We start from the raw sequence: 20,768 nt of genomic DNA on the forward strand, positions 1-20,768 counted from the left end.
TCTTAAATTTTAAAAATGGCTAAAACAAAAACTTCTTTTTTTTGTCAAAATTGTGGTGCGCAATATGCAAAATGGTTAGGACAATGTAATTCTTGTAATGAATGGAATACCATAGTTGAAGAAGTTATTCGAAAAGAAGAAAAAAGAAATTGGAAGCAAACATCGTCTCCCAAAAAAGCCAACAAAGCCCTTAAAATAAATGAAATTTCTTTAAACGAAGAAGATAGAATTTCAACAAAAAACAACGAATTAAATAGAGTTTTAGGCGGTGGTTTAGTAAAAGGTTCAATGTTGTTATTGGGAGGTGAACCAGGTATTGGAAAATCAACATTACTTTTGCAAATAGCATTAACAATTCCAAAAAGAGTATTGTATGTTTCTGGAGAAGAAAGTCAGTCACAAATTAAAATGAGGGCTGAACGCCTACAAATTAAAAACACCAACAGCTTAATTTTAACCGAAACAAACACGCAACATATTTTTAGAGCTATTGAAGAGGTGCAACCTGAAGTAGTAGTTATAGATTCTATTCAAACCTTACATACCGATTTTATTGAAGCTTCACCAGGTTCAATTTCACAAATACGTGAAACTACAGCCGAGCTTATAAAGTTTGCTAAAGAAACTGCTACACCAGTACTGTTAATTGGACACATAACTAAAGATGGAAATATAGCTGGTCCTAAAATTTTAGAACATATGGTAGATGTTGTTTTACAGTTTGAAGGAGATAGAAATCATACCTATAGAATATTAAGAGCAAATAAAAATCGTTTTGGTTCTACTGCCGAATTGGGTATTTATGAAATGCAAAATATAGGTTTACGAGAAGTTAATAATCCTTCTGAAATATTAATTTCTCAAAAAGAAGAAGCTTTAAGTGGTACCGCAATTGCAGCAACATTAGAAGGAATGAGACCTTTAATGATTGAAGTTCAAGCCTTGGTTAGCACAGCAGTTTATGGAACTCCTCAGCGTTCTGCAACGTGTTATGATACTAAACGATTAAATATGTTATTGGCAGTTTTAGAAAAACGTGCAGGATTTAGATTAGGCGCTAAAGATGTGTTTTTAAATATTGCAGGTGGTATTAAAGTTGATGACCCAGCTATTGATTTGGCAGTAATAAGTGCTATTTTATCATCTAATGAAGATGAGGCAATTCCGCAAGATTATTGTTTTGCAGCTGAAATTGGTTTAGCAGGTGAAGTTAGGCCAGTAAATCGTGTTGAACAAAGAATTTTAGAAGCTGAAAAATTAGGATTTCATAAAATTTTCATTTCTAAATTTAATAAAATAAGCAATGCTAGTTTTGCTATAAAAGTGGTGAAAGTTACTAAAGTAGAAGACGTTTTTGCCAATCTTTTTTCATAAAAAAACCGAGTAATTAAACTCGGTTTTAGTAATATTTTAATGTATTTTTTATTTTTTATTTACCTCAACGATATACTTTTCTAAAGCCATTGTCATAGAAGGTGTTTCTGGTGTGGGTGCTTGAATGTTGCATTTTAATCCAGCTTGGGTTGCTGCTTTTATCGTTGAATTTCCAAAAACTGCTATTCTAGTATTGTTTTGTTTAAAGTTTGGGAAGTTTTTAAATAATGAATCAATTCCTGAAGGGCTAAAGAATACTAAAATATCGTAAAAAACATTTTCTAAATTAGATAAATCACTAACCACGGTTTTGTAAAAAATTCCTCGATTCCAATTTACGTTAAGTTCATTTAAAGTTTGAGGAACAATGTCTTTTAATTTATCAGAAGATGGCAATAAAAACTTCTCATCTTTATACTTTTTAATAATTTTTGCTAGTTCAGGAAAAGTACGTTCTCCAACATAAATTTTACGTTTACGATACACTACATATTTTTGAAGATAGTAAGCAATAGCTTCCGATTCACAAAAATATTTCATAGTGTCAGGCACAGTAAAGCGCATTTCTTCGGCAATTCTAAAAAAATGATCTACAGCATTTCTACTAGTTAAAATAATAGCAGTATAATTTCTTAAATCAATTTTTTGAGTTCTAACTTCTTTTGCAGAAACCCCTTCAACATGAATAAATGGAACAAAATCAATTTTTACTTTTTGTTTTTCCGATAATTCTGAATAGGGAGAATGTTCTGTTTTGGGAGCTGGCTGAGAAACCAAAATTGTTTTCACTTTCATAAAATTTCAATTTTGTCTTTTAAATAGTTAATTTTATTATAATTAGTAAGGGTGCTATTTCAAGAGCGCAAAGGTACAAAATAAAATAAAACAAGTTGTTAAAAATGAGCTTTTTATTGTTGGAAAGCACCAAAATGTATCTGATAGCCAATAAAATAAGAAATATTACACATGTAATTTTAAAGAAAATAATATGGAAATTCTGAGCATATATGCTTATTATTAGAAATGGAATTATCCATAAAATCAAATTATTAAAATAATTTACCTTATCATAAATAATTTTAGAGTGCTCTAACTTTAAATTAAAAAGAAATGTTAAAAATAAACCTACCAAATAGCGTATTCCAAAGTAAAGAGAAACACCTAGTAAAATAGATAAAAATTGAGTAAAATTTGACTCGTTTAATGAAGACCCAAAATAAGCAAAAGAAAAATATATGATTAATGATAGTATAAGCGATTGAACTACAAAAAGAGAAATTTGAAATACGCTTAAAATAGTACTTCTATCTTTATTGAAATGAATTAATAAATATTTTTTGGATAAAAATAAGGTTAAAATTTGTGACAATCTTTCTTTAAATAAAATTTTAAGGAACGTTAAAATCAATAAAATAGCAAAGAAAATAAGTGTCACCCAGTCTTTATTTTGATAAATTATTTCTTTTGCTTCAAACATTAAGTAACTTCTTATTTTAACGCAAAATTAGTAATTATTTGTTTTATCTTTGTCGCATAAATTTGTTATATGTCAAATACGCTTGTTATAATTCCTACTTATAATGAAAAAGAAAATATTGAAGCCATCATTAGGGCTGTATTTTCACAAGAAAAGCAATTTGATATTTTAGTTGTGGATGATAGTTCTCCAGATGGAACCTCAAATATTGTTAAAAATTTACAACAAGAATTTGCTAACCTATTTTTAGAAATTAGAAAAGAAAAAACTGGATTAGGAACTGCATATATTCATGGTTTTAAATGGGCTTTAAAAAAAGAGTATGATTATATAATTGAAATGGATGCAGATTTTTCACACAATCCAAACGACTTAATTAAATTATACAATGCTTGTGCTATTGATGGAGCAGATTTTTCTGTAGGATCTAGATATTTAAATAACAAAATAAATGTGGTTAATTGGGACTTTAAAAGGTTGTTTTTATCATACTTTGCTTCAAAATACGTACGAATAATTACTCAGATTCCAATATTTGATACTACAGCAGGTTTTGTATGTTATACTAATAAGGTATTGAAAAACATAGAATTAGATAAAATTAAGTTTGTAGGTTATGCCTTTCAAATAGAAATGAAATTTAAAGCCTGGAAAAGAAATTATAAACATAAAGAAGTTTCTATTATTTTTACCGACCGAAAAAAAGGAACATCTAAAATGAGCGGATCAATAATTTCAGAAGCTGTTTTTGGAGTTGTTAAAATGAGATTGCAAGGATTACCAAAATAAAAAGAAAAGGAAAATGAGTTTAATACTAATAAAAAATGCCCAAATAGTAAATGAAGGTGAGGTAATAGAAGGAGATGTACTAATTGATGGAGAGTATATTGTAGATATTGATACTTCTATAAGTTCAAAATCTTCTGATACAATTGTTATTGATGCGGAAGGAAAGTATTTAATTCCTGGAGCAATTGATGATCAAGTCCATTTTAGAGAACCTGGGCTTACACATAAAGCAACAATAGAAACCGAAAGTAAAGCTGCTGTTGCAGGAGGTATTACATCGTTTATTGAAATGCCAAATACAGTTCCACAAGCAACAACACAAAAATTATTAGAAGATAAATTTAAAATTGCTGCCAATTCATCTTATGCAAACTATTCCTTTATGTTTGGAGGAACAAATGATAATTTGGAAGAATTATTAAAAACTAATCCTTCAAATGTAGCTGGAATCAAATTATTTTTAGGTTCATCAACAGGAAATATGTTAGTTGACAATGAAGAAGTTTTAGAAAAAATATTTTCTTCAACTAAAATGTTAATTGCTGTTCATTGTGAAGATGAAGCTACAATACAACATAATTTAGAAGCCTATTTAAAAGAATACGGAGATGATATTCCAGTTGAGTTGCACCCTAAAATCAGAAGTGAAGAAGCGTGTTATTTATCATCATCAAAAGCAATTAAATTAGCTAAAAAAACAGGAGCGCGTTTACATATTTTTCATGTGTCAACTGCCAAAGAAACAGAGTTGTTCACTAATAAAATTCCATTAGAAAAAAAACAAATTACTGCTGAAGTTTGTGTGCATCATTTATGGTTTGATGAAGCCGATTATAAAACCAAAGGGACTCATATTAAATGGAATCCTGCAGTCAAAACAGAAAAAGATAAAGAAGGACTATGGAAAGCATTATTGGATGATAGAATTGACGTGCTTGCTACCGACCATGCGCCGCACACTAAAGAAGAAAAATTACAAGTTTATACCAAAGCTCCAAGCGGCGGCCCACTAGTGCAACATGCGTTACCTGCGTTGTTTACTGCGTTTAGACAAGGAAAAATATCAGTTGAAAAAATAGTCGAAAAATTTTGCCATAATCCAGCTAAAATTTTCAAAATTGAAAAAAGAGGTTTCATAAAAAAAGGGTATTATGCTGATTTGGTTTTAGTGGATCCAGCTTCGCCTTGGACAGTTACTAAACAAAATATTTTATACAAGTGCGGCTGGTCTCCTTTTGAAGGAACTACATTTTATTCAAAAATAACACACACTTTTGTAAATGGTTCTTTAGTTTATGAAAATGGAGTTTTTCACAATAATTTAAAAGGTAAGAGGTTATTATTTAATAGAACTCATGAATAAACTACTATACATAATAATTTTAAGCTTTCTACTTGTAGCTTGCACAAGTAATACCATTATAGAGAAGCCTGATAATTTAATTCCAAAAGATAAAATGGTTGACTTAATGACCGATTTATTATTGGCTACTGGAGCTAGAAATATTAAAAATATTAATGAAGAACGTAAAGTAAATTACTTTCCCTTAGTTTTTGAAAAATATAATATTGATAGTACACAGTTTAAAGAAAGTAATTTTTATTATACCTCTAAAATTGATGATTATGATATCATGTTAAAAGAGGTAGAAAGAAGGCTCAAAAAACTAAAGTCGGAGTTTGATAAAGAACGAGAAAAACAAGATTCTATTACCAACTACAAAGGAATTTTAATCGAAGATGAAATAAAAAATAATAGAAGAGAAATTGATTAGTTATTTTTTATAAAGCATACAAATAGTTTTAATTGTTTGTTCTATAGGTGTAAAACTATAATTTAACTGTTGTATTATTTTTTCTGAAGAATAATAATGTTTATTATGAATTGATTTTGCAGAGTTTTTTGTTAGTATTGGTGCTTTTCCCGAAAAAAAAGAAATAAAACGGCCGACTCTCCAACCAATTTCACTCATAAATTTGCTAACTTTAATTGTTGGAGGCTTTTTTTGAAAGTTTTTAGAAATTTCTAAAAATACATCTTTAAAACTTCTGTTTTCAGAAACTACAATAAAACGCTCATTTTTTATAGTACTCTCCATTAATTGAATCATAATTTCAACAACATCTTTTACTGAAACATAACCAGTAACCCCTGTTGAATAAAAAGGAAGCCCTTTGTAAATTTTAGTAAACATTTGTCCAGATCCTTGATGCCAAAAACCAGCGCCTAAAATAACTCCAGGATTCACAATTACCATATCAATTCCCTCCTGAGAAGCTCTCCAAATTTCCATTTCAGCACCATATTTGGTAATGGCATATCCGTAATTATTTTTTTCAATATTCCATTCGCAAGTTTCATCAATAGGTTTAAAGTTTAAATTTTTTTCAAGAGTAGCAATTGAACTTACAAAACACAATTTATCAATTTTATTTGCAATGCATAAATTAACAATATTAGATGTACCTTCAATATTAATTTTACGCATTGTACGATAGTCTTTTGGATTAAATGATATCATTGCAGCGGCATGATATACTTTTTTAACATTATTAAAAGCTAATTCTAACGAGTAAACATCAGTAATATCGGCTTCAACCCATTCAATTTTATTAAAAAGAGGCTCAAAATCTTTAGAGTAATAACTAAAAACGTTCTTTACAGCATTCAAATTGCTGGTATTTCTATAAATAGCTTTAATTGAATCATGTTTTAAAGAAAGATGATACAATAAATGCGAGCCTACTAAACCTGTTCCTCCGGTAACTAAAATCATAAAACGAAAGTAATAAAAATGATGGTTTAAAGTAATTTCTACAAAGTAAAATTTTATCTTTGCTGAAATTTAAAATTTTTAAAATGAATTTTGTTGAAGAACTACGTTGGAGAGGTATGTTGCATGACATTATGCCTGATACGGAAGAGTATTTATTAAAAAATAAAACAAGAGGTTATATTGGTTTTGATCCAACTGCAGACTCATTGCATATTGGAAGTTTAGTGCCAATTATTATTTTAATGCATTTTCAAAAAGCGGGTCATTATCCAATTGCTTTAGTTGGTGGTGCTACGGGAATGGTTGGAGATCCTTCAGGGAAGTCTGATGAACGTAATTTATTAGATGAAGAAACCCTAAACAAAAATGTAGCTGGCGTAAAAAGTCAACTAGCACGTTTTTTAGATTTTAACAGTGCTTCAGAAAACGGAGCAGAACTGGTAAATAATTACGATTGGATGAAAGAAATTTCTCTAATAGATTTTGTACGTGATGTTGGTAAGCACATTACTGTAAACTATATGATGGCTAAAGATTCAGTAAAAAAACGTTTTGCCCCTGATTCTGAAACAGGAATGAGTTTTACAGAATTTACCTATCAACTATTTCAAGGATACGATTTTTATCATTTGTACAAAGAAAAAAATTGTATGCTTCAAATGGGAGGTTCAGACCAATGGGGAAATATTACTACTGGAACGGAATTGATTAGAAGAAAAGCTCAAGGTAAAGCATACGCCCTTACTTGTAAATTAATAACTAAAGCTGATGGTACCAAATTTGGTAAAACTGCGGGTGGAAATGTTTGGCTAGACGCCAATAGAACTTCGCCTTATAAATATTACCAATACTGGTTAAATTCATCTGATGAAGATGCGGAAAACTATATAAAAATATTTACGTTTTTAGATAAAGAAACTATTGAAAAATTAATTGAAGAACACAAACAAGCACCACATTTACGTATTTTACAAAAAACAATAGGTAAAGAGGTTACCATTATGACCCATGGTGAAGAAGCTTATGAGAACGCAATTAAAGCTTCAAATATTTTATTTGGAAAATCAACTGCTGAAGATTTAAAAAGTTTAGATGAACAAACCTTTTTAGATGTTTTTGATGGGGTGCCACAAGCAGAAGTTAAACGTTCTGTAATTGACAATGGTTTAGAAATTGTTCCAGCTTTTGCTGAAAATGGATTTTTAAAATCTAATGGAGAGGTTAGAAGAGCTTTAAAGGAAAATTCAATTTCAGTAAATAAAGAAAAAGTAATTGAAGATTTTGTAATTACACCATCAGATTTAATTGCTGATAAGTTTGTGTTGTTACAACGTGGTAAAAAAAGCTATTTTTTATTAAGAGTAGTTTAATTTTGACTAAAATCATAAAAAAAGGTCGCATTTAATGCGACCTTTTTTTATAACACTAATAAATTACATCCTCTAATATCTGAATGGTCGAAACGACCCAATACTTCAAAGGTATTATTAGGATAAACTTTGCCTAAATCTTGTGTGGCAATAAAAGAACAAGAGTTGATATTTGCCAGATCAATGATATTTAGCCCACCAGATTTGCCTTTGGGTAAAATTGTAAGAGGGTCTTCTGTGTCACGTGTTAAAACTTTCATCCAAGGTGGACATTCAAAAATTCCATTTCCTTTAGAATAAGCTTGGCTTAATAATTCTGTCATTCCATATTCAGAATGAATTTTTTCTACACCAAATCCTTTTTGTAAAATGTAATGAAGCTCTTCTCTAATGAGTTCTTTTCGTTTACCTTTCATTCCACCTGTTTCCATTACAACGGTATTTTTTAGGTTAAATTGGTATTTTTCAATTAAATCTAACAAAGCAAAAGACACTCCTATAAGTAAAACTTTATCATTATTTTGGTCTAATTTTTTAAGATTTTCACTCAATTCATCTAAATTATTTAAAAAGAAACCACTTTTTGGATTGTTTGATTTTTGGATAAAATCATTAACCATATAAATTAATGATGACCCTTTACGCTCTAAATAAGAAGGCAATAATGCTAAAACAGTATACGCTTCTATTTTTCCATAAAAATATTCAAAACCTTTTCTAAAACTTTTTTCATAAACAGCCAAGTCAGTAACAAAATGCTTACTTTGATTATTACCTGTGGTTCCACTACTTAAAAAAACTTGTTGTTCTTTTTTAGAAGAAGAAACTACTTGATGAGTTTTAAAAAACTGAATGGGTAAAAAAGGTATTTGTTCAATTTTTTGAATGGAATTTACATTTATATTTAAAAGGTTAATAAAGTTTTTATATACGGTATTATAACTAGCTTGAAATTTAAAAATTTCAAGAGCAATCTCATTAAATTCGGTAGCAGTATGTAACTTAAATAGCGTATTTCTTTTCATAAAAATTGGGAAACAACACAAAAGTAATGTAAATTTACGCAACCTATTATCTTTTTAGGCATCTAATTAACAATTAAAACGCTAGCTTTTGGGGTTGAATAAACTCATAAAACAATGTGCAAATAATGATAGAAAGGCACAAAAAGAGATTTATCAGCTTTTTGCGGGTAAGTTATTCTCAATATGCCTTAAATATTCAAAAAACAAACAAGAAGCTCAAGACAATTTTCAAGATGGTTTTGTTACCATTTTCAATAAAATTGGGCAGTTTAATTTTGAAGGTTCATTTGAAGGTTGGTTAAAGCGCGTTATGGTAAATACAGTTTTATTAAAGTATCGTAAAAAAACTGTATTAAATATTGTTACTGAAGAGGTTCCTGATGAGGTGATTGTTGACATTGATGATGATGAAATTTCTTTAGATTTTTTATTGAATCTCATAAAAGAATTACCCGATAGATACAGAATGGTTTTTAACCTTTATGTATTAGACGGATTTTCACATAAAGAGATTGCAGAAATGTTGCAAATTGCTGAAGGTACATCAAAATCTAATTTAGCCAGAGCAAGAGCCATTTTAAAACAAAAAATTGAAATTTATCAAAATGGACAACAGTCTATTTAATAAAAGATAGTAGTGAGAGATTATAAAAATATTGATAGGTTATTCCAAGAGAATTTAAAGGACTTTGAGGTGTTTCCACCAAATAAAGCTTGGGATGCTATTGAAAAAAAATTAGTACCTATACCTAAAAGACGCAAAGTACCTTTTTGGGTTAAAATTTCAAGCGTAGCAGCGTTATTAATATTGTTTTTTAGTATTGGAACCATTTACTTTATTCCTAAAAATACACTTACCAATAGGATTCTTCAAAATAAAAATAATCCAAATGATTCTTTAGAAAGTAATACTACTAAAAAAGAGGTATTAGTAACTGAGAAAAAAGAAACTAAAGTTATACCGCTTAGAAATTCTCTTTCAGAAAAACAAGAAGTATTACAAGAAACTACCTTATCTAATAATATTGATAGTCATACATCTAGTAAAGCTGAAAATTCATTAAAAGAAAAAAACTCTTCAACAAAGTCTTTATTAGCTGATTTAGACAATATTTCGGATAAAAGTACAACTTCAACTAAAAACAATAATCTAAAAAAGGAAGTTATAGATAGTAGATTTTCGGTAGCAACTATTTATGCACCAATTTATATAAATTCATTTGGAGATGGCTCTGGAGTAGATGCTCAATTTAGTGAAAACCCTACATCTGGGAGCTCTTCATACTCATATGGTGTTAAATTTGCATATCAATTAACAGATAAATTTAGCTTACAATCAGGGGTTAATATGATTAACCTTGGGTATAAAACAAGTAATATATACATTACACCTGGAGTGTCTGTTGTTGGTTTTTCACATTTGTCATCAAATCCAGTTTTAAGTAGATCTGCAAATGTAGCTACTTCAAAAGAAAGTAACGTAGATTTAGAAGATCCAAATAAAGGAAGCTTAAATCAAGTTTTTGGATATATAGAAATTCCAGTTGAAATAAAATACAATATCACTGATGGAAAATTCGGGGTAAACTTAGTTGGAGGATTTAGTACATTACTTTTAAATAGAGATGAAGTTTTTGTTGAAACCAATAGCTTTTCTCAAAGCCTAGGATCCTCTAATAATTTACGTTCAGTTAATTTCAGTGGAAATATAGGCTTAGATGTAGATTATTCTATTAAGAAAAATTTATACATCAACATTTCTCCTATGTTTAAAGTACAAACAAATACCTTTTCTAAAAACCCTGGTAGTATTCAACCTTACTACTTAGGGGTATATACAGGATTAAATTATAAGTTTTAGTTGGTTTATTATTTGGTTGGTTACCAAATATTGAATGAAGAGAGCCATTTCAATTTTGAAATGGCTTTACTTTTATAAACACTTTTTATTTGTAGATTTGTAATAAATCAATTATTTAAATTTAATCCAATTTATGGAAATTTTAACAATACATAAAACAATAGAAAACGCTCTTGAAAAATTGGGAGTAAAAGAAGTTAATCAAGGAACTTCAACAGGAAATAATTTCTTTGGTAATGGGCAAATTATTGAGTCTTATTCACCAGTTGATGGAAAGCTAATAGGTAAAGTTATCACCACCACCAAAGAAGATTATGAAAATGTGATGGAAAGTGCTCAAAGTGCATTTAAAAGTTGGAGGTTAGTACCAGCTCCTCAACGAGGAGAAATAGTTCGTCAATTTGGAAATAAGCTTCGCGAGTTGAAACAACCTTTAGGTGAGTTGGTTTCTTATGAGATGGGAAAGTCATTACAAGAGGGCTTAGGCGAAGTCCAAGAGATGATTGATATATGTGATTTTGCAGTTGGTTTGTCTCGTCAATTACATGGGTTAACCATGCACTCTGAACGCCCAGGGCATAGAATGTACGAACAATACCATCCATTAGGAATAGTAGGCATTATTTCCGCGTTTAATTTTCCAGTAGCTGTATGGAGCTGGAACACTGCGTTAGCTTGGATTTCTGGAGATGTATGTATTTGGAAAGCTTCTGAAAAAGCTCCATTATGTAGTATTGCTTGTCAAAATATAATAGCTAATGTTTTAAAAGAAAATAATTTGCCAGAAGGTATTTCTTGTATTGTTAATGGAGATTATAAAGTTGGTGAATTTTTAACTACTGATAAAAGAATTCCATTAATTTCGGCAACAGGTTCTATTAGAATGGGGAAAATTGTTGCTAAAACTGTAGCAGAACGCTTAGGAAAATCTTTACTAGAATTAGGAGGAAACAATGCAATTATTGTAACGCCTGATGCAGATATTAAAATGACAGTAATTGGTGCTGTTTTTGGAGCTGTTGGAACAGCTGGACAACGTTGTACATCTACTCGTAGATTAATCATTCACGAATCTATATACGATAAAGTAAAAGATGCTTTAGTGGCTGCATATAAACAACTTAGAATAGGAAACCCACTTGATGAAAACAATCATGTTGGACCATTAATTGATAAAGAAGCTGTTAAAATGTATGAAAACGCCTTGATAAAAGTTGTTGAAGAAGGTGGTAAAATTTTAGTAGAAGGCGGTGTATTAAGTGGAGAAGGTTTTGAAAGTGGATGTTATGTAAAACCTGCAATTGCAGAAGCTGAAAATCATTTTGAAATTGTTCAACATGAAACATTTGCACCGGTATTATATTTATTAAAATACTCTGGAGATGTAACCAACGCTATTGAAATTCAAAATGGAGTTGTTCAAGGACTATCATCAGCAATTATGACTAATAATTTGCGTGAAGCAGAACAGTTTTTATCTCAGGCAGGCTCAGATTGTGGAATTGCCAATGTAAATATTGGAACTTCTGGCGCTGAAATTGGAGGTGCTTTTGGAGGAGAAAAAGAAACTGGAGGCGGAAGAGAATCTGGTTCTGATGCTTGGAAAATATATATGAGACGTCAAACAAATACCATTAATTATACTACAGAGTTGCCTTTAGCACAAGGTATAAAATTTGATTTATAAAGTGGCGATTTAATATAATTTTGAAAAGGCTCCTTTAAAGGAGCTTTTTTTATAAATCAAGTAAAAATTTTAATAATGCTTCATTTGACAAATGAATGCTTTGAAATAACTCATCAACTTTTCCATGTTCAATAAAATTATCTGGAATTCCTAATTGTTTTATAGAATTTGTGGAGTAATTATTTTCTGAAGCAAATTCTAAAATTGCACTTCCAAAACCACCAACAATAGTTCCATCTTCAATGGTTACGATTGTCTTAAATTTTTGAAAAATTTGATTTAATAATGTTTGATCTAATGGTTTTACAAATCTCATATTGTAATGCGCAAATTTATTTTTAGGTAAGGAATTTTGAATTTCAATTATTTTATTTCCAATGGTTCCTATACTTAAAATGGCAATTTCATTTCCTTCAGTTATACAAGTTCCTTTGCCTATTTCAATAGTTGAGAAGGGTTGTTTCCAATCAATTAAAACGCCTCTTCCTCTTGGATATCTTACGGTTAATGGGAAAGTAATGCCTAGTTGTGCAGTGTACATTATGTTGCGCAATTCTAATTCATTTAAAGGGGCAAATATGACTAAATTAGGGATGCATCTTAAATATGCAATATCAAAAGCTCCATGATGAGTTGCTCCATCTTCACCAACAATGCCAGCCCTATCTATACAAAAAACGACAGGTAAATTTTGCAAGGCAACATCATGTATTATTTGATCGTAGGCGCGTTGTAAAAAAGTAGAATAAATATTACAAAAAGGAATTAAACCTTGAGTTGCCATTCCAGCAGCTAAAGTTACAGCATGTTGTTCGGCAATACCAACATCGAAAGCTCTGTCGGGAAATTCTTCGATCATTAATTTTAATGAAGACCCTGTTGGCATAGCAGGTGTAATTCCTACTATTTTAGTGTTTTTTTTGGCTAACTCAATAATGGTTTCACCAAAAACATCTTGAAATTTTGGAGGTAGTATTTCATTACTTTTAGCAATTAATTCGCCTGTATTTTTATCAAATTTACCAGGCGCATGGTATTTAACTTGATCTTGTTCAGCTTTATCTAAACCTTTTCCTTTGGTGGTAATGATATGTAAAAACTTTGGTCCTTTTATTGATTTTAAGCGTTCTAATTCTAAAATAACGGCTTCAATATTATGCCCATCAATTGGTCCTGAATAGTTAAAATTTAAGGCTTCAATAATATTATTCTTTCTAACTTTTTTACCTGCCTTAACATTGGTAAAATAGTTTTTTAACGCTCCAACACTAGGGTCAATACCCATAGCGTTATCGTTTAAAATAATTAACAAATTAACATCTGTAACACCAGCATGGTTAAGCCCTTCAAAAGCCATACCACTAGCAATTGAAGCATCACCAATTACGGCAATATGATGTTTGTTGAAATTACCTTTTATTTTTGAAGCAATTGCCATTCCTAAGGCTGCTGATATAGATGTTGAAGAATGACCAGTTCCAAAAGGGTCATAGACACTTTCTTTTCTTTTAGGAAAGCCAGAGATGCCTCCTAATTGTCTGTTAGTATAAAAGTTTGTCCTCCTTTCTGTCAAAATTTTATGCCCATAGGCTTGGTGACCAACATCCCAAATTAACAAGTCATTAGGTGTATCAAAAACATAATGTAATGCAATGGTAAGTTCAACAACTCCTAAACTAGCTCCTAAATGGCCTTCTTTAGTTGCCACAATATCAATAATAAATTCGCGTAATTCTTTAGCAACTAAAGGAAGTTGTTCTTTTGCAAGATTTCGCAAATCTTTAGGAGTGTTAATATGGTTTAAAAAAGTTGTTTTCACAAGTACAAAACTACAATATTTAAATTGTTCAATGTGATAAAATAATTACTTTTGAAATATGATACACCCTTTTGATGATACTTATTTTATGAAACGTGCTTTACAAGAAGCACAAATGGCGTATGACAAAAATGAAGTTCCAATAGGAGCAGTTATTGTTATGAATAATCAAATAATTGCTCGAGCTCATAATTTAACGGAAACTTTAAATGATGTTACCGCTCATGCCGAAATGCAAGCTTTTACTGCTGCTGCAGATTTTTTGGGTGGAAAATATTTAAAGGAATGTACATTGTACGTTACTTTAGAACCTTGTCAAATGTGTGCTGGAGCAAGTTATTGGACACAAATTGGCAGAATTGTTTATGGAGCTTCTGAAGAAAAAAGAGGTTTTTTAGCAATGAAAACGACGTTGCATCCTAAAACAAAAGTAATTGGAGGGGTTTTAAAAGAGGAATCTGCTAAACTTTTAACTCGTTTTTTTATAGAAAAAAGGAACTTAAATTAATTGTTGTCTTCTTTTTTACGATGTTCTTCTAACTCTTTTCTGTAGTTGTCAAAAGTAAAATCTTTCAAATTTTTATTTTTATAGCGATGAAATATAAATAAAGGCATAAATACAAAAGCAATAACAAGAACACTAATTCCAATTATTATTTGACCATTAGAATCTCCCAAGTTTTGTAAATAAAACCCATAGACTAAACCTCCAAGCACCAATACAAGCAATATATTTAACACTAATTTCATAATCAGAAACAATTTAATAGTTTGTAAAGTTACAAAATGTAATACTTTTAAAACTCATTTAAATTAGGAAGTAACATCAATTAATTTTCTTCGGTAAGCAGTTAATAATCTTGATTTAGAAATGAAACCAAAATATTTTCCATCTTTAATAACAACTAAATTCCATGCGCCACTCATTTTAAATTTATTTAAAATTTCTTCTGCAGAATCTTTTTTATAATAAATTATATCAGAAGCAGCATGCATTAAAGAGCTAACCTTAACGGTATCGTAAAGTTCTTTATTAAACATAATTGATCTAATATCATTAAGTGTTAATATTCCTAAAAATTCGTTTTCTTCATTAATTACAGGAAAATGATTACGGGATGATTTTGCTACGGCATTATTAACAATTTCACCTAAAGTCATTTCTGGATAAAGCAATACAAAATTAGTTTCAATAACTTTATCAATATCTAGTAACATCAATACATTTTTGTCTTTATCATGAGTTAAAAGCTCTCCTTTTTTTGCTAATTCTGAAGCATAAATATTATGAGGAATGTATTTTTTAGTAATAATAAAAGAGATAGAGGAAACAATCATTAAAGGCACAAATAACTCATAACCTCCAGTAATTTCTGCAATTAAAAAAATAGCGGTTAAAGGAGCTTGTAAAACGCCTGCCATTAAACCTGCCATACCAACCATTGCAAAATTTGTTGATGATAATTGGTGGTTAAATAAGTTACTATAATTCATAACCATTGCAAATACATAGCCTGTAATACTTCCAGTAAATAATGTTGGAGCAAAAACTCCTCCAATACCTCCAGCACCAAAAGTCAATGAGGTTGCCACAATTTTAAACAGTATTAAGCCAACTAAAAATCCAGTAATAAGCCAAATATTATCAATAACAATATGAAATATATTATTTTGTAAAACACTTGTAATATTTCCTTTTAAAATATTATTAATGGTTTCATAACCTTCCCCAAAAAGAGGTGGAATAAAATAAACAAGTAAACCTAGTAAAACACCTCCAATTAGAAGTCTTTTATACGGGTTTTTATATTTTTTAAAAAAGCTTCCTATTGAAAAATAAACTTTGCTAAAATATATTGAAGCCATTGAGGAGCATACACCTAGTAAAACGTAAAATAACACATCGTTTAAATGAAATTTATCTTGAATGTTAAAATGAAGCAATACATCATCACCAAAAAAGAAATACGAAGTTAAAACAGCTGTTATAGAAGCCAATATTAAAGGAATCATTGAAGCTAAAGTTAGTTCTAAACTAAATATTTCAACAGCAAATACAATGGCAGCAATAGGGGCTTTAAATATTGAAGACATAGCTCCGGCTGCAGCTGCACCAATTAATAATGTTCTAGTAGTTTGATTTAAATGAAATAAACGCGAAAAATTTGAACCTAACGCTGCGCCAGTAGCTACTGTTGGGCCTTCTAATCCCACAGACCCACCAAAACCAACGGTTAATGGCGCAGTTATTATAGATGACCACATTTGAAAACGAGGCATAATTCCTTTTTGTTTAGAAATTGCATAAAGCGTTGAGGGAATGCCATGACCTACTTTTTTCTTAATAAAATATTTAATAATTAGCAATACTATTAACAATCCAATGATTGGAAATATAAAATAAAATGCTACATGAATTTCTTTTATTAATTCGCCTTCGAGTAGGTGTTGTATAAAGTGTGTAAGATTTTTTAATGTTACAGCTCCAAGACCAGCTAATAATCCAATAATGGCACTAGCAATGCCTATAAATTGTTTATTTGAGATATGTTGATATCTCCACTTTAAAAATTTACGGATTAAATTTTTTGACTGTAACGACATTTTTTTTTGAAATAAGTAAATGCAAAAGTACCAAATTTAAGTGATTATGGTTAGCGCTTAGGACAACTTTTGCACTTCTTTTCACCTTTTTTTTGATATTTTTTACAACATTCATCTTTAATTTTACCTTTGTTTTTTTTATTTGAATGCTGTTCCCATTCAAAATTATAATTAAAAATGTCTAAAGGTTTTTGCACTGTGATTTTTTATTTAGAATGATTTTAAACAAAAATACAAATACTTTGACAATCAGTCTAAAAAAATATTTTTTTTATATAATTAATCGAACTCCGCCTAATTCTTCAATTTTATAAGGAAACTTATCACTTGGAGAGCCAATAAACATAAAATTAATTGGGATATTCCATTTTTTAGAAAGCTCTTTAATTAGTTGAGGACTAAATTTACCATCTATAAGCACAAATTCAATTTTAATTTCTGGATATTCTCTTCCTAAAAAGTCTATTTCCAAAGGCAAATTATCTGGAACTTTCTGATCATTTTCTAAGGCTAAAACAATTTTAATTTTTTTAGTATGTTCATTTTTTATAATATAAAGCATTACTTTATTTAATGAAGCTATATTATCTCCTTTTGTAAAAAATACAAATTCTTGAGAATTAATTTTATTTATTGTAAAAAGTATTTTTTTATCAATTTTAAATACAAAATTTCTAACAGGATCAAAAATTGTATGTATAGTATTTAACAATAACTTTAGAAGGATTGTTCTATTCAACATAATCATTATAAAAATAATGGATGGAATAAAGTAATCAAGAAAAATGGTTAAGTTACTTGGTAAATCACCTTTAGGTTTCATAGTTATATTTCCAATAAGCGCTATGGTAACAGCAATAATGGCTAATAAAACTGACAGCCAAGATGCTTTTTCTGGTCGAGGTAATTTATTCCTTTTAACTTTTAATAAAATATTACCAATACCAAATAAAACCATTACAGATAAAAATGAAATAGTATAAACACCAGCTAACAGTTTTACATTTCCATTGGTAATTAACAATACAGAAACTGACAAAAAGAAGAACATTAAAATAATTCTATATGAGCTGCCTTGTTTGTTTTTTTTCAAGAAAAATGGAGGTAAAATTCTATCTAAAGTCATACGCTCTAATAGCCCGGAAACTCCTACAAAACTTGTAAGCACTGCTCCGCTTAGAACTAAAAAAGCATCTACAGATATTAGTGTAGCTACCCATTTTCCACCAACATGTTTCCCCATTTCAACCAATAACGTATTTTGAAATTCGGAGCTTTGTAATACTGGAACTGTAAATAAAGCTAATGCTAGTATTGCCATTAAAGGGTTGATAATACTTACAATAATCCACATGTTTTTTAATGTTTTTGGGAAAACACCTTTTTTTTGTTCTTCAACAAAATTAGCAGAACTTTCAAACCCAGAAACTCCTAACATTGAAGCTGCAAACCCAAAAAAGATAGCATTAGAAATACTTCCATTATTTTCTGAAAAATGCCAGTTTTTAATAAACAATTCAATTCCGTTGTTGGTTATTAAAAAGTATATAATAAATGTACTTAATATCAATAATGAAGTTAAATGGAAAAGGAAAATACCTATAGCTACTCTAGCAGATTCAGTTATTCCTCCAATGGTTAAAATTGCAAATAATGCCAACAATACAATTGTAGCTATAATAATAGGTAAAGAAGGAATTAAATGGTGTAAATAATGAATTCCTTCATTTGCAGAAATTACAGCTGTGGCCATATATGAAAGCAATGTTAATGTTGCAGCAAAAGAAGCCATTCTTTTACTAGTAGTATTTAGTAATGCATTGTATGCCCCACCGTTTAATGGTAATGCTCCTACAACTTCGCCATAAATTTTCCTAAAAAGAAATAAAACAACTGAAACAATAAGTAAGGTTATCCAAGCGTATTGACCTGCAAAAGCAATTGCTAAGGCAGAAACATATAAAACTGAAGAACTTATGTCGTTACCACAAATGGCTGTTGCAGCTAATTCATTTAACTTTTTATGAATTTTTTTAACTTCCATTACTCAAAATTTTTAACTATAATATTAAGAAAAAAAAACCTCGATTAATTTATCGAGGTTTTTTATTTAAGTTTTTTTTAAATCTAATTTTAAATTTAATTCATCTAATTGTTGGTCATCAATTTTTGAAGGAGCATCAATCATTATGTCTCGCCCACTATTATTTTTAGGGAAAGCTATAAAATCTCTAATGGTTTCTTGTCCTCCAAGAATGGCAACTAATCTATCCAATCCAAAAGCTATTCCACCGTGTGGAGGCGCTCCATATTCAAAGGCATTCATTAAAAATCCAAATTGTTCTTTTGCTTGTTCAGGAGTAAATCCTAAATGACCTAACATTAAAGCTTGTGTAGCTTTATCGTGAATTCTTATAGATCCTCCACCAATTTCATTTCCATTTAAAACCAAATCGTAAGCATTTGCTCTTACTTTTCCAGGATCAGTGTCTAATAGTGTCATATCCTCTGGTTTAGGTGAAGTAAATGGATGATGCATTGCATGGTAGCGTTCGGTTTCTTCATCCCATTCTAATAAAGGAAAATCTACAACCCATAAAGGTGCAAATTCATTAGATTTACGTAAACCTAAACGTTCAGCTAACTCCATACGTAAAGCACTTAATTGAGTTCTAACTTTATCAGCATTACCAGATAGTACACAAATTAAATCGCCAGATTTTGCTCCAGTTACTTGTGCCCATTTTACTAAGTCGTCTTGAGTGTAAAATTTATCAACTGAAGATTTATAAGTACCATCATCATTACAACGAGCATAGACCATACCTAAAGCTCCAACTTGAGGGCGTTTTACCCATTCAATTAATTTATCAATTTCTTTTCTAGTATAAGCATTTCCACCAGGTACTGCAATACCAACAATTAATTCTGCATTGTTAAAAACACCAAAATCTTTATGCTGTGCAACTTCATTTAATTCACCAAACTCCATCCCAAATCTAATATCTGGTTTGTCGTTTCCGTATTTTTTTATAGCCTCGTCATAAGACATACGAGGAAATTTAGTTACTTCAACACCATTAATTTCTTTTAACAAATGACGTGTTAACCCTTCAAATGTGTTTAAAATATCTTCTTGTTCCACAAAAGCCATTTCACAGTCTATTTGTGTAAACTCTGGTTGTCTGTCTGCGCGTAAATCTTCATCTCTAAAGCATTTTACAATTTGAAAATACTTATCTATTCCGCCAACCATTAATAGTTGTTTAAAAGTTTGAGGAGATTGAGGCAATGCATAAAATTGTCCTTCATTCATTCTACTAGGTACTACAAAATCTCGTGCTCCTTCAGGTGTAGATTTAATTAAGTACGGGGTTTCAACTTCAATAAAACCACTATCAGATAAATATTTTCTTGTTTCCATCGCCACTTTGTGACGGAAAATCAAATTATTTTTTACAGGATTTCTTCTAATGTCTAAATAGCGATATTTCATTCGAAGTTCATCACCACCATCAGTTTCATCTTCAATTGTAAAAGGAGGGATCACCGATTTGTTTAAAATGGTTAATTCTTTTACTAAAATTTCGACTTCACCAGTCGGTATATTTTTGTTTTTAGAAACACGTTCAATAACTTCTCCTTTAATTTGAATTACAAACTCACGTCCTAAAGTTTTAGCTCTTTCTACCATTTCTTTTGGAGTACGTTCTTCATCAAAAATTAATTGTGTAATACCATAGCGGTCACGTAAATCTACCCAAATCATAAATCCTTTGTCACGTGTTTTTTGCACCCATCCAGCTAAGGTAACTTCTTCACCAACATGTTTTAATCGTAATTCTCCGTTAGAATGTGTTCTATACATTGTTAAAATTTTATTAGAAAGTGCAAATTTAATGATTTCACACATAGATTATACACATATCACTTTATTTTTTGGAACTTCTATAGAGAAAATAGTTAATGGTTACATTTTTAATTT

18 protein-coding genes are annotated in these 20,768 nt (G+C 29.9%); 9 read left to right on the forward strand and 9 right to left on the reverse strand.

Features of this window, described 5'->3' with window-relative positions:
* The first annotated feature begins 15 nt into the window (after window positions 1-15).
* Window positions 16-1,374 (forward strand): DNA repair protein RadA, encoded by a 1,359-nt coding sequence (gene radA, locus Q0714_RS03265; protein ID WP_298262877.1) that lies wholly within the window; start codon window positions 16-18, stop codon window positions 1,372-1,374.
* A gap of 48 nt (window positions 1,375-1,422) precedes the next feature.
* Here the strand turns inward: radA and Q0714_RS03270 are convergent, their stop codons facing one another.
* Complete coding sequence (locus Q0714_RS03270; RefSeq protein ID WP_298262878.1) at window positions 1,423-2,169, reverse strand: uroporphyrinogen-III synthase; 747 nt, start codon at window positions 2,167-2,169, stop codon at window positions 1,423-1,425.
* A gap of 19 nt (window positions 2,170-2,188) precedes the next feature.
* Complete coding sequence (locus Q0714_RS14215) at window positions 2,189-2,851, reverse strand: DUF4271 domain-containing protein (protein WP_363317270.1); 663 nt, start codon at window positions 2,849-2,851, stop codon at window positions 2,189-2,191.
* 69 nt (window positions 2,852-2,920) lie between these two features.
* Between Q0714_RS14215 and Q0714_RS03275 the strand changes: the two genes are divergently transcribed.
* From Q0714_RS03275 to Q0714_RS03285, 3 genes are read left to right on the forward strand one after another with little or no spacing between them, the layout of a single operon-like run.
* Window positions 2,921-3,640 carry a polyprenol monophosphomannose synthase gene (locus Q0714_RS03275; RefSeq protein ID WP_298262879.1) on the forward strand — a complete coding sequence of 240 codons (720 nt, stop codon included), beginning with the start codon at window positions 2,921-2,923 and terminating at the stop codon, window positions 3,638-3,640.
* Window positions 3,641-3,653: 13 nt separating this feature from the next.
* Window positions 3,654-5,003: a dihydroorotase gene (locus Q0714_RS03280; protein WP_298262880.1), complete on the forward strand. Its 1,350-nt coding sequence runs from the start codon at window positions 3,654-3,656 to the stop codon at window positions 5,001-5,003.
* Complete coding sequence (locus Q0714_RS03285) at window positions 4,996-5,415, forward strand: DUF4296 domain-containing protein (RefSeq protein WP_298262881.1); 420 nt, start codon at window positions 4,996-4,998, stop codon at window positions 5,413-5,415. Before Q0714_RS03280 ends, Q0714_RS03285 begins: the two co-directional genes overlap by 8 nt.
* Here Q0714_RS03285 and Q0714_RS03290 read toward each other — a convergent pair whose 3' ends face one another.
* On the reverse strand, window positions 5,416-6,417 hold the full coding sequence (locus Q0714_RS03290) for an NAD-dependent epimerase/dehydratase family protein (RefSeq protein ID WP_298262882.1): 1,002 nt from the start codon (window positions 6,415-6,417) through the stop codon (window positions 5,416-5,418). It abuts the gene before it with no gap.
* Between the two features lie 83 nt (window positions 6,418-6,500).
* On the opposite strand from Q0714_RS03290, the gene tyrS reads away from it, so the two are divergent.
* On the forward strand, window positions 6,501-7,787 hold the full coding sequence (gene tyrS / locus Q0714_RS03295; RefSeq protein ID WP_298262883.1) for a tyrosine--tRNA ligase: 1,287 nt from the start codon (window positions 6,501-6,503) through the stop codon (window positions 7,785-7,787).
* Between the two features lie 47 nt (window positions 7,788-7,834).
* Here the strand turns inward: tyrS and Q0714_RS03300 are convergent, their stop codons facing one another.
* On the reverse strand, window positions 7,835-8,812 hold the full coding sequence (locus Q0714_RS03300; RefSeq protein WP_298262884.1) for an acyl transferase: 978 nt from the start codon (window positions 8,810-8,812) through the stop codon (window positions 7,835-7,837).
* 88 nt (window positions 8,813-8,900) lie between these two features.
* On the opposite strand from Q0714_RS03300, the gene Q0714_RS03305 reads away from it, so the two are divergent.
* From Q0714_RS03305 to Q0714_RS03315, 3 genes are all read left to right on the forward strand, one after another.
* Window positions 8,901-9,437, forward strand: coding sequence for a sigma-70 family RNA polymerase sigma factor (locus Q0714_RS03305; RefSeq protein WP_298262885.1), 537 nt, complete (start codon window positions 8,901-8,903; stop codon window positions 9,435-9,437).
* A 12-nt stretch (window positions 9,438-9,449) separates the two neighbouring features.
* A complete protein-coding gene (locus Q0714_RS03310) occupies window positions 9,450-10,673 on the forward strand; it encodes an outer membrane beta-barrel protein (protein WP_298262886.1) in 1,224 nt (407 codons plus the stop codon).
* Window positions 10,674-10,806: 133 nt separating this feature from the next.
* Window positions 10,807-12,360 carry an aldehyde dehydrogenase family protein gene (locus Q0714_RS03315; protein ID WP_298262887.1) on the forward strand — a complete coding sequence of 518 codons (1,554 nt, stop codon included), beginning with the start codon at window positions 10,807-10,809 and terminating at the stop codon, window positions 12,358-12,360.
* A gap of 49 nt (window positions 12,361-12,409) precedes the next feature.
* Here the strand turns inward: Q0714_RS03315 and dxs are convergent, their stop codons facing one another.
* A complete protein-coding gene (gene dxs / locus Q0714_RS03320; protein WP_298262888.1) occupies window positions 12,410-14,179 on the reverse strand; it encodes a 1-deoxy-D-xylulose-5-phosphate synthase in 1,770 nt (589 codons plus the stop codon).
* A 58-nt stretch (window positions 14,180-14,237) separates the two neighbouring features.
* On the opposite strand from dxs, the gene Q0714_RS03325 reads away from it, so the two are divergent.
* Window positions 14,238-14,687 carry a nucleoside deaminase gene (locus tag Q0714_RS03325; protein WP_298262889.1) on the forward strand — a complete coding sequence of 150 codons (450 nt, stop codon included), beginning with the start codon at window positions 14,238-14,240 and terminating at the stop codon, window positions 14,685-14,687.
* Here Q0714_RS03325 and Q0714_RS03330 read toward each other — a convergent pair.
* The 4 genes from Q0714_RS03330 to aspS all read right to left on the reverse strand — a co-directional run bounded on the left by Q0714_RS03330 (window position 14,684) and on the right by aspS (window position 20,651).
* Window positions 14,684-14,929 carry a hypothetical protein gene (locus Q0714_RS03330; RefSeq protein ID WP_298262890.1) on the reverse strand — a complete coding sequence of 82 codons (246 nt, stop codon included), beginning with the start codon at window positions 14,927-14,929 and terminating at the stop codon, window positions 14,684-14,686. The genes Q0714_RS03325 and Q0714_RS03330 overlap by 4 nt on opposite strands.
* Window positions 14,930-14,992: 63 nt before the next feature.
* Window positions 14,993-16,783, reverse strand: coding sequence for a chloride channel protein (locus tag Q0714_RS03335; RefSeq protein WP_298262891.1), 1,791 nt, complete (start codon window positions 16,781-16,783; stop codon window positions 14,993-14,995).
* A 271-nt stretch (window positions 16,784-17,054) separates the two neighbouring features.
* Window positions 17,055-18,827, reverse strand: a complete 1,773-nt coding sequence (locus Q0714_RS03340; protein ID WP_298262892.1) for an APC family permease — start codon at window positions 18,825-18,827, stop codon at window positions 17,055-17,057.
* Between the two features lie 66 nt (window positions 18,828-18,893).
* A complete protein-coding gene (gene aspS, locus Q0714_RS03345) occupies window positions 18,894-20,651 on the reverse strand; it encodes an aspartate--tRNA ligase (protein WP_298262893.1) in 1,758 nt (585 codons plus the stop codon).
* Between the last annotated feature and the right edge of the window lie 117 nt (window positions 20,652-20,768).

It is taken from the genome of uncultured Lutibacter sp., assembly GCF_947493565.1.
GTDB classification, from domain to species: Bacteria; Bacteroidota; Bacteroidia; order Flavobacteriales; family Flavobacteriaceae; genus Lutibacter; species Lutibacter aestuarii.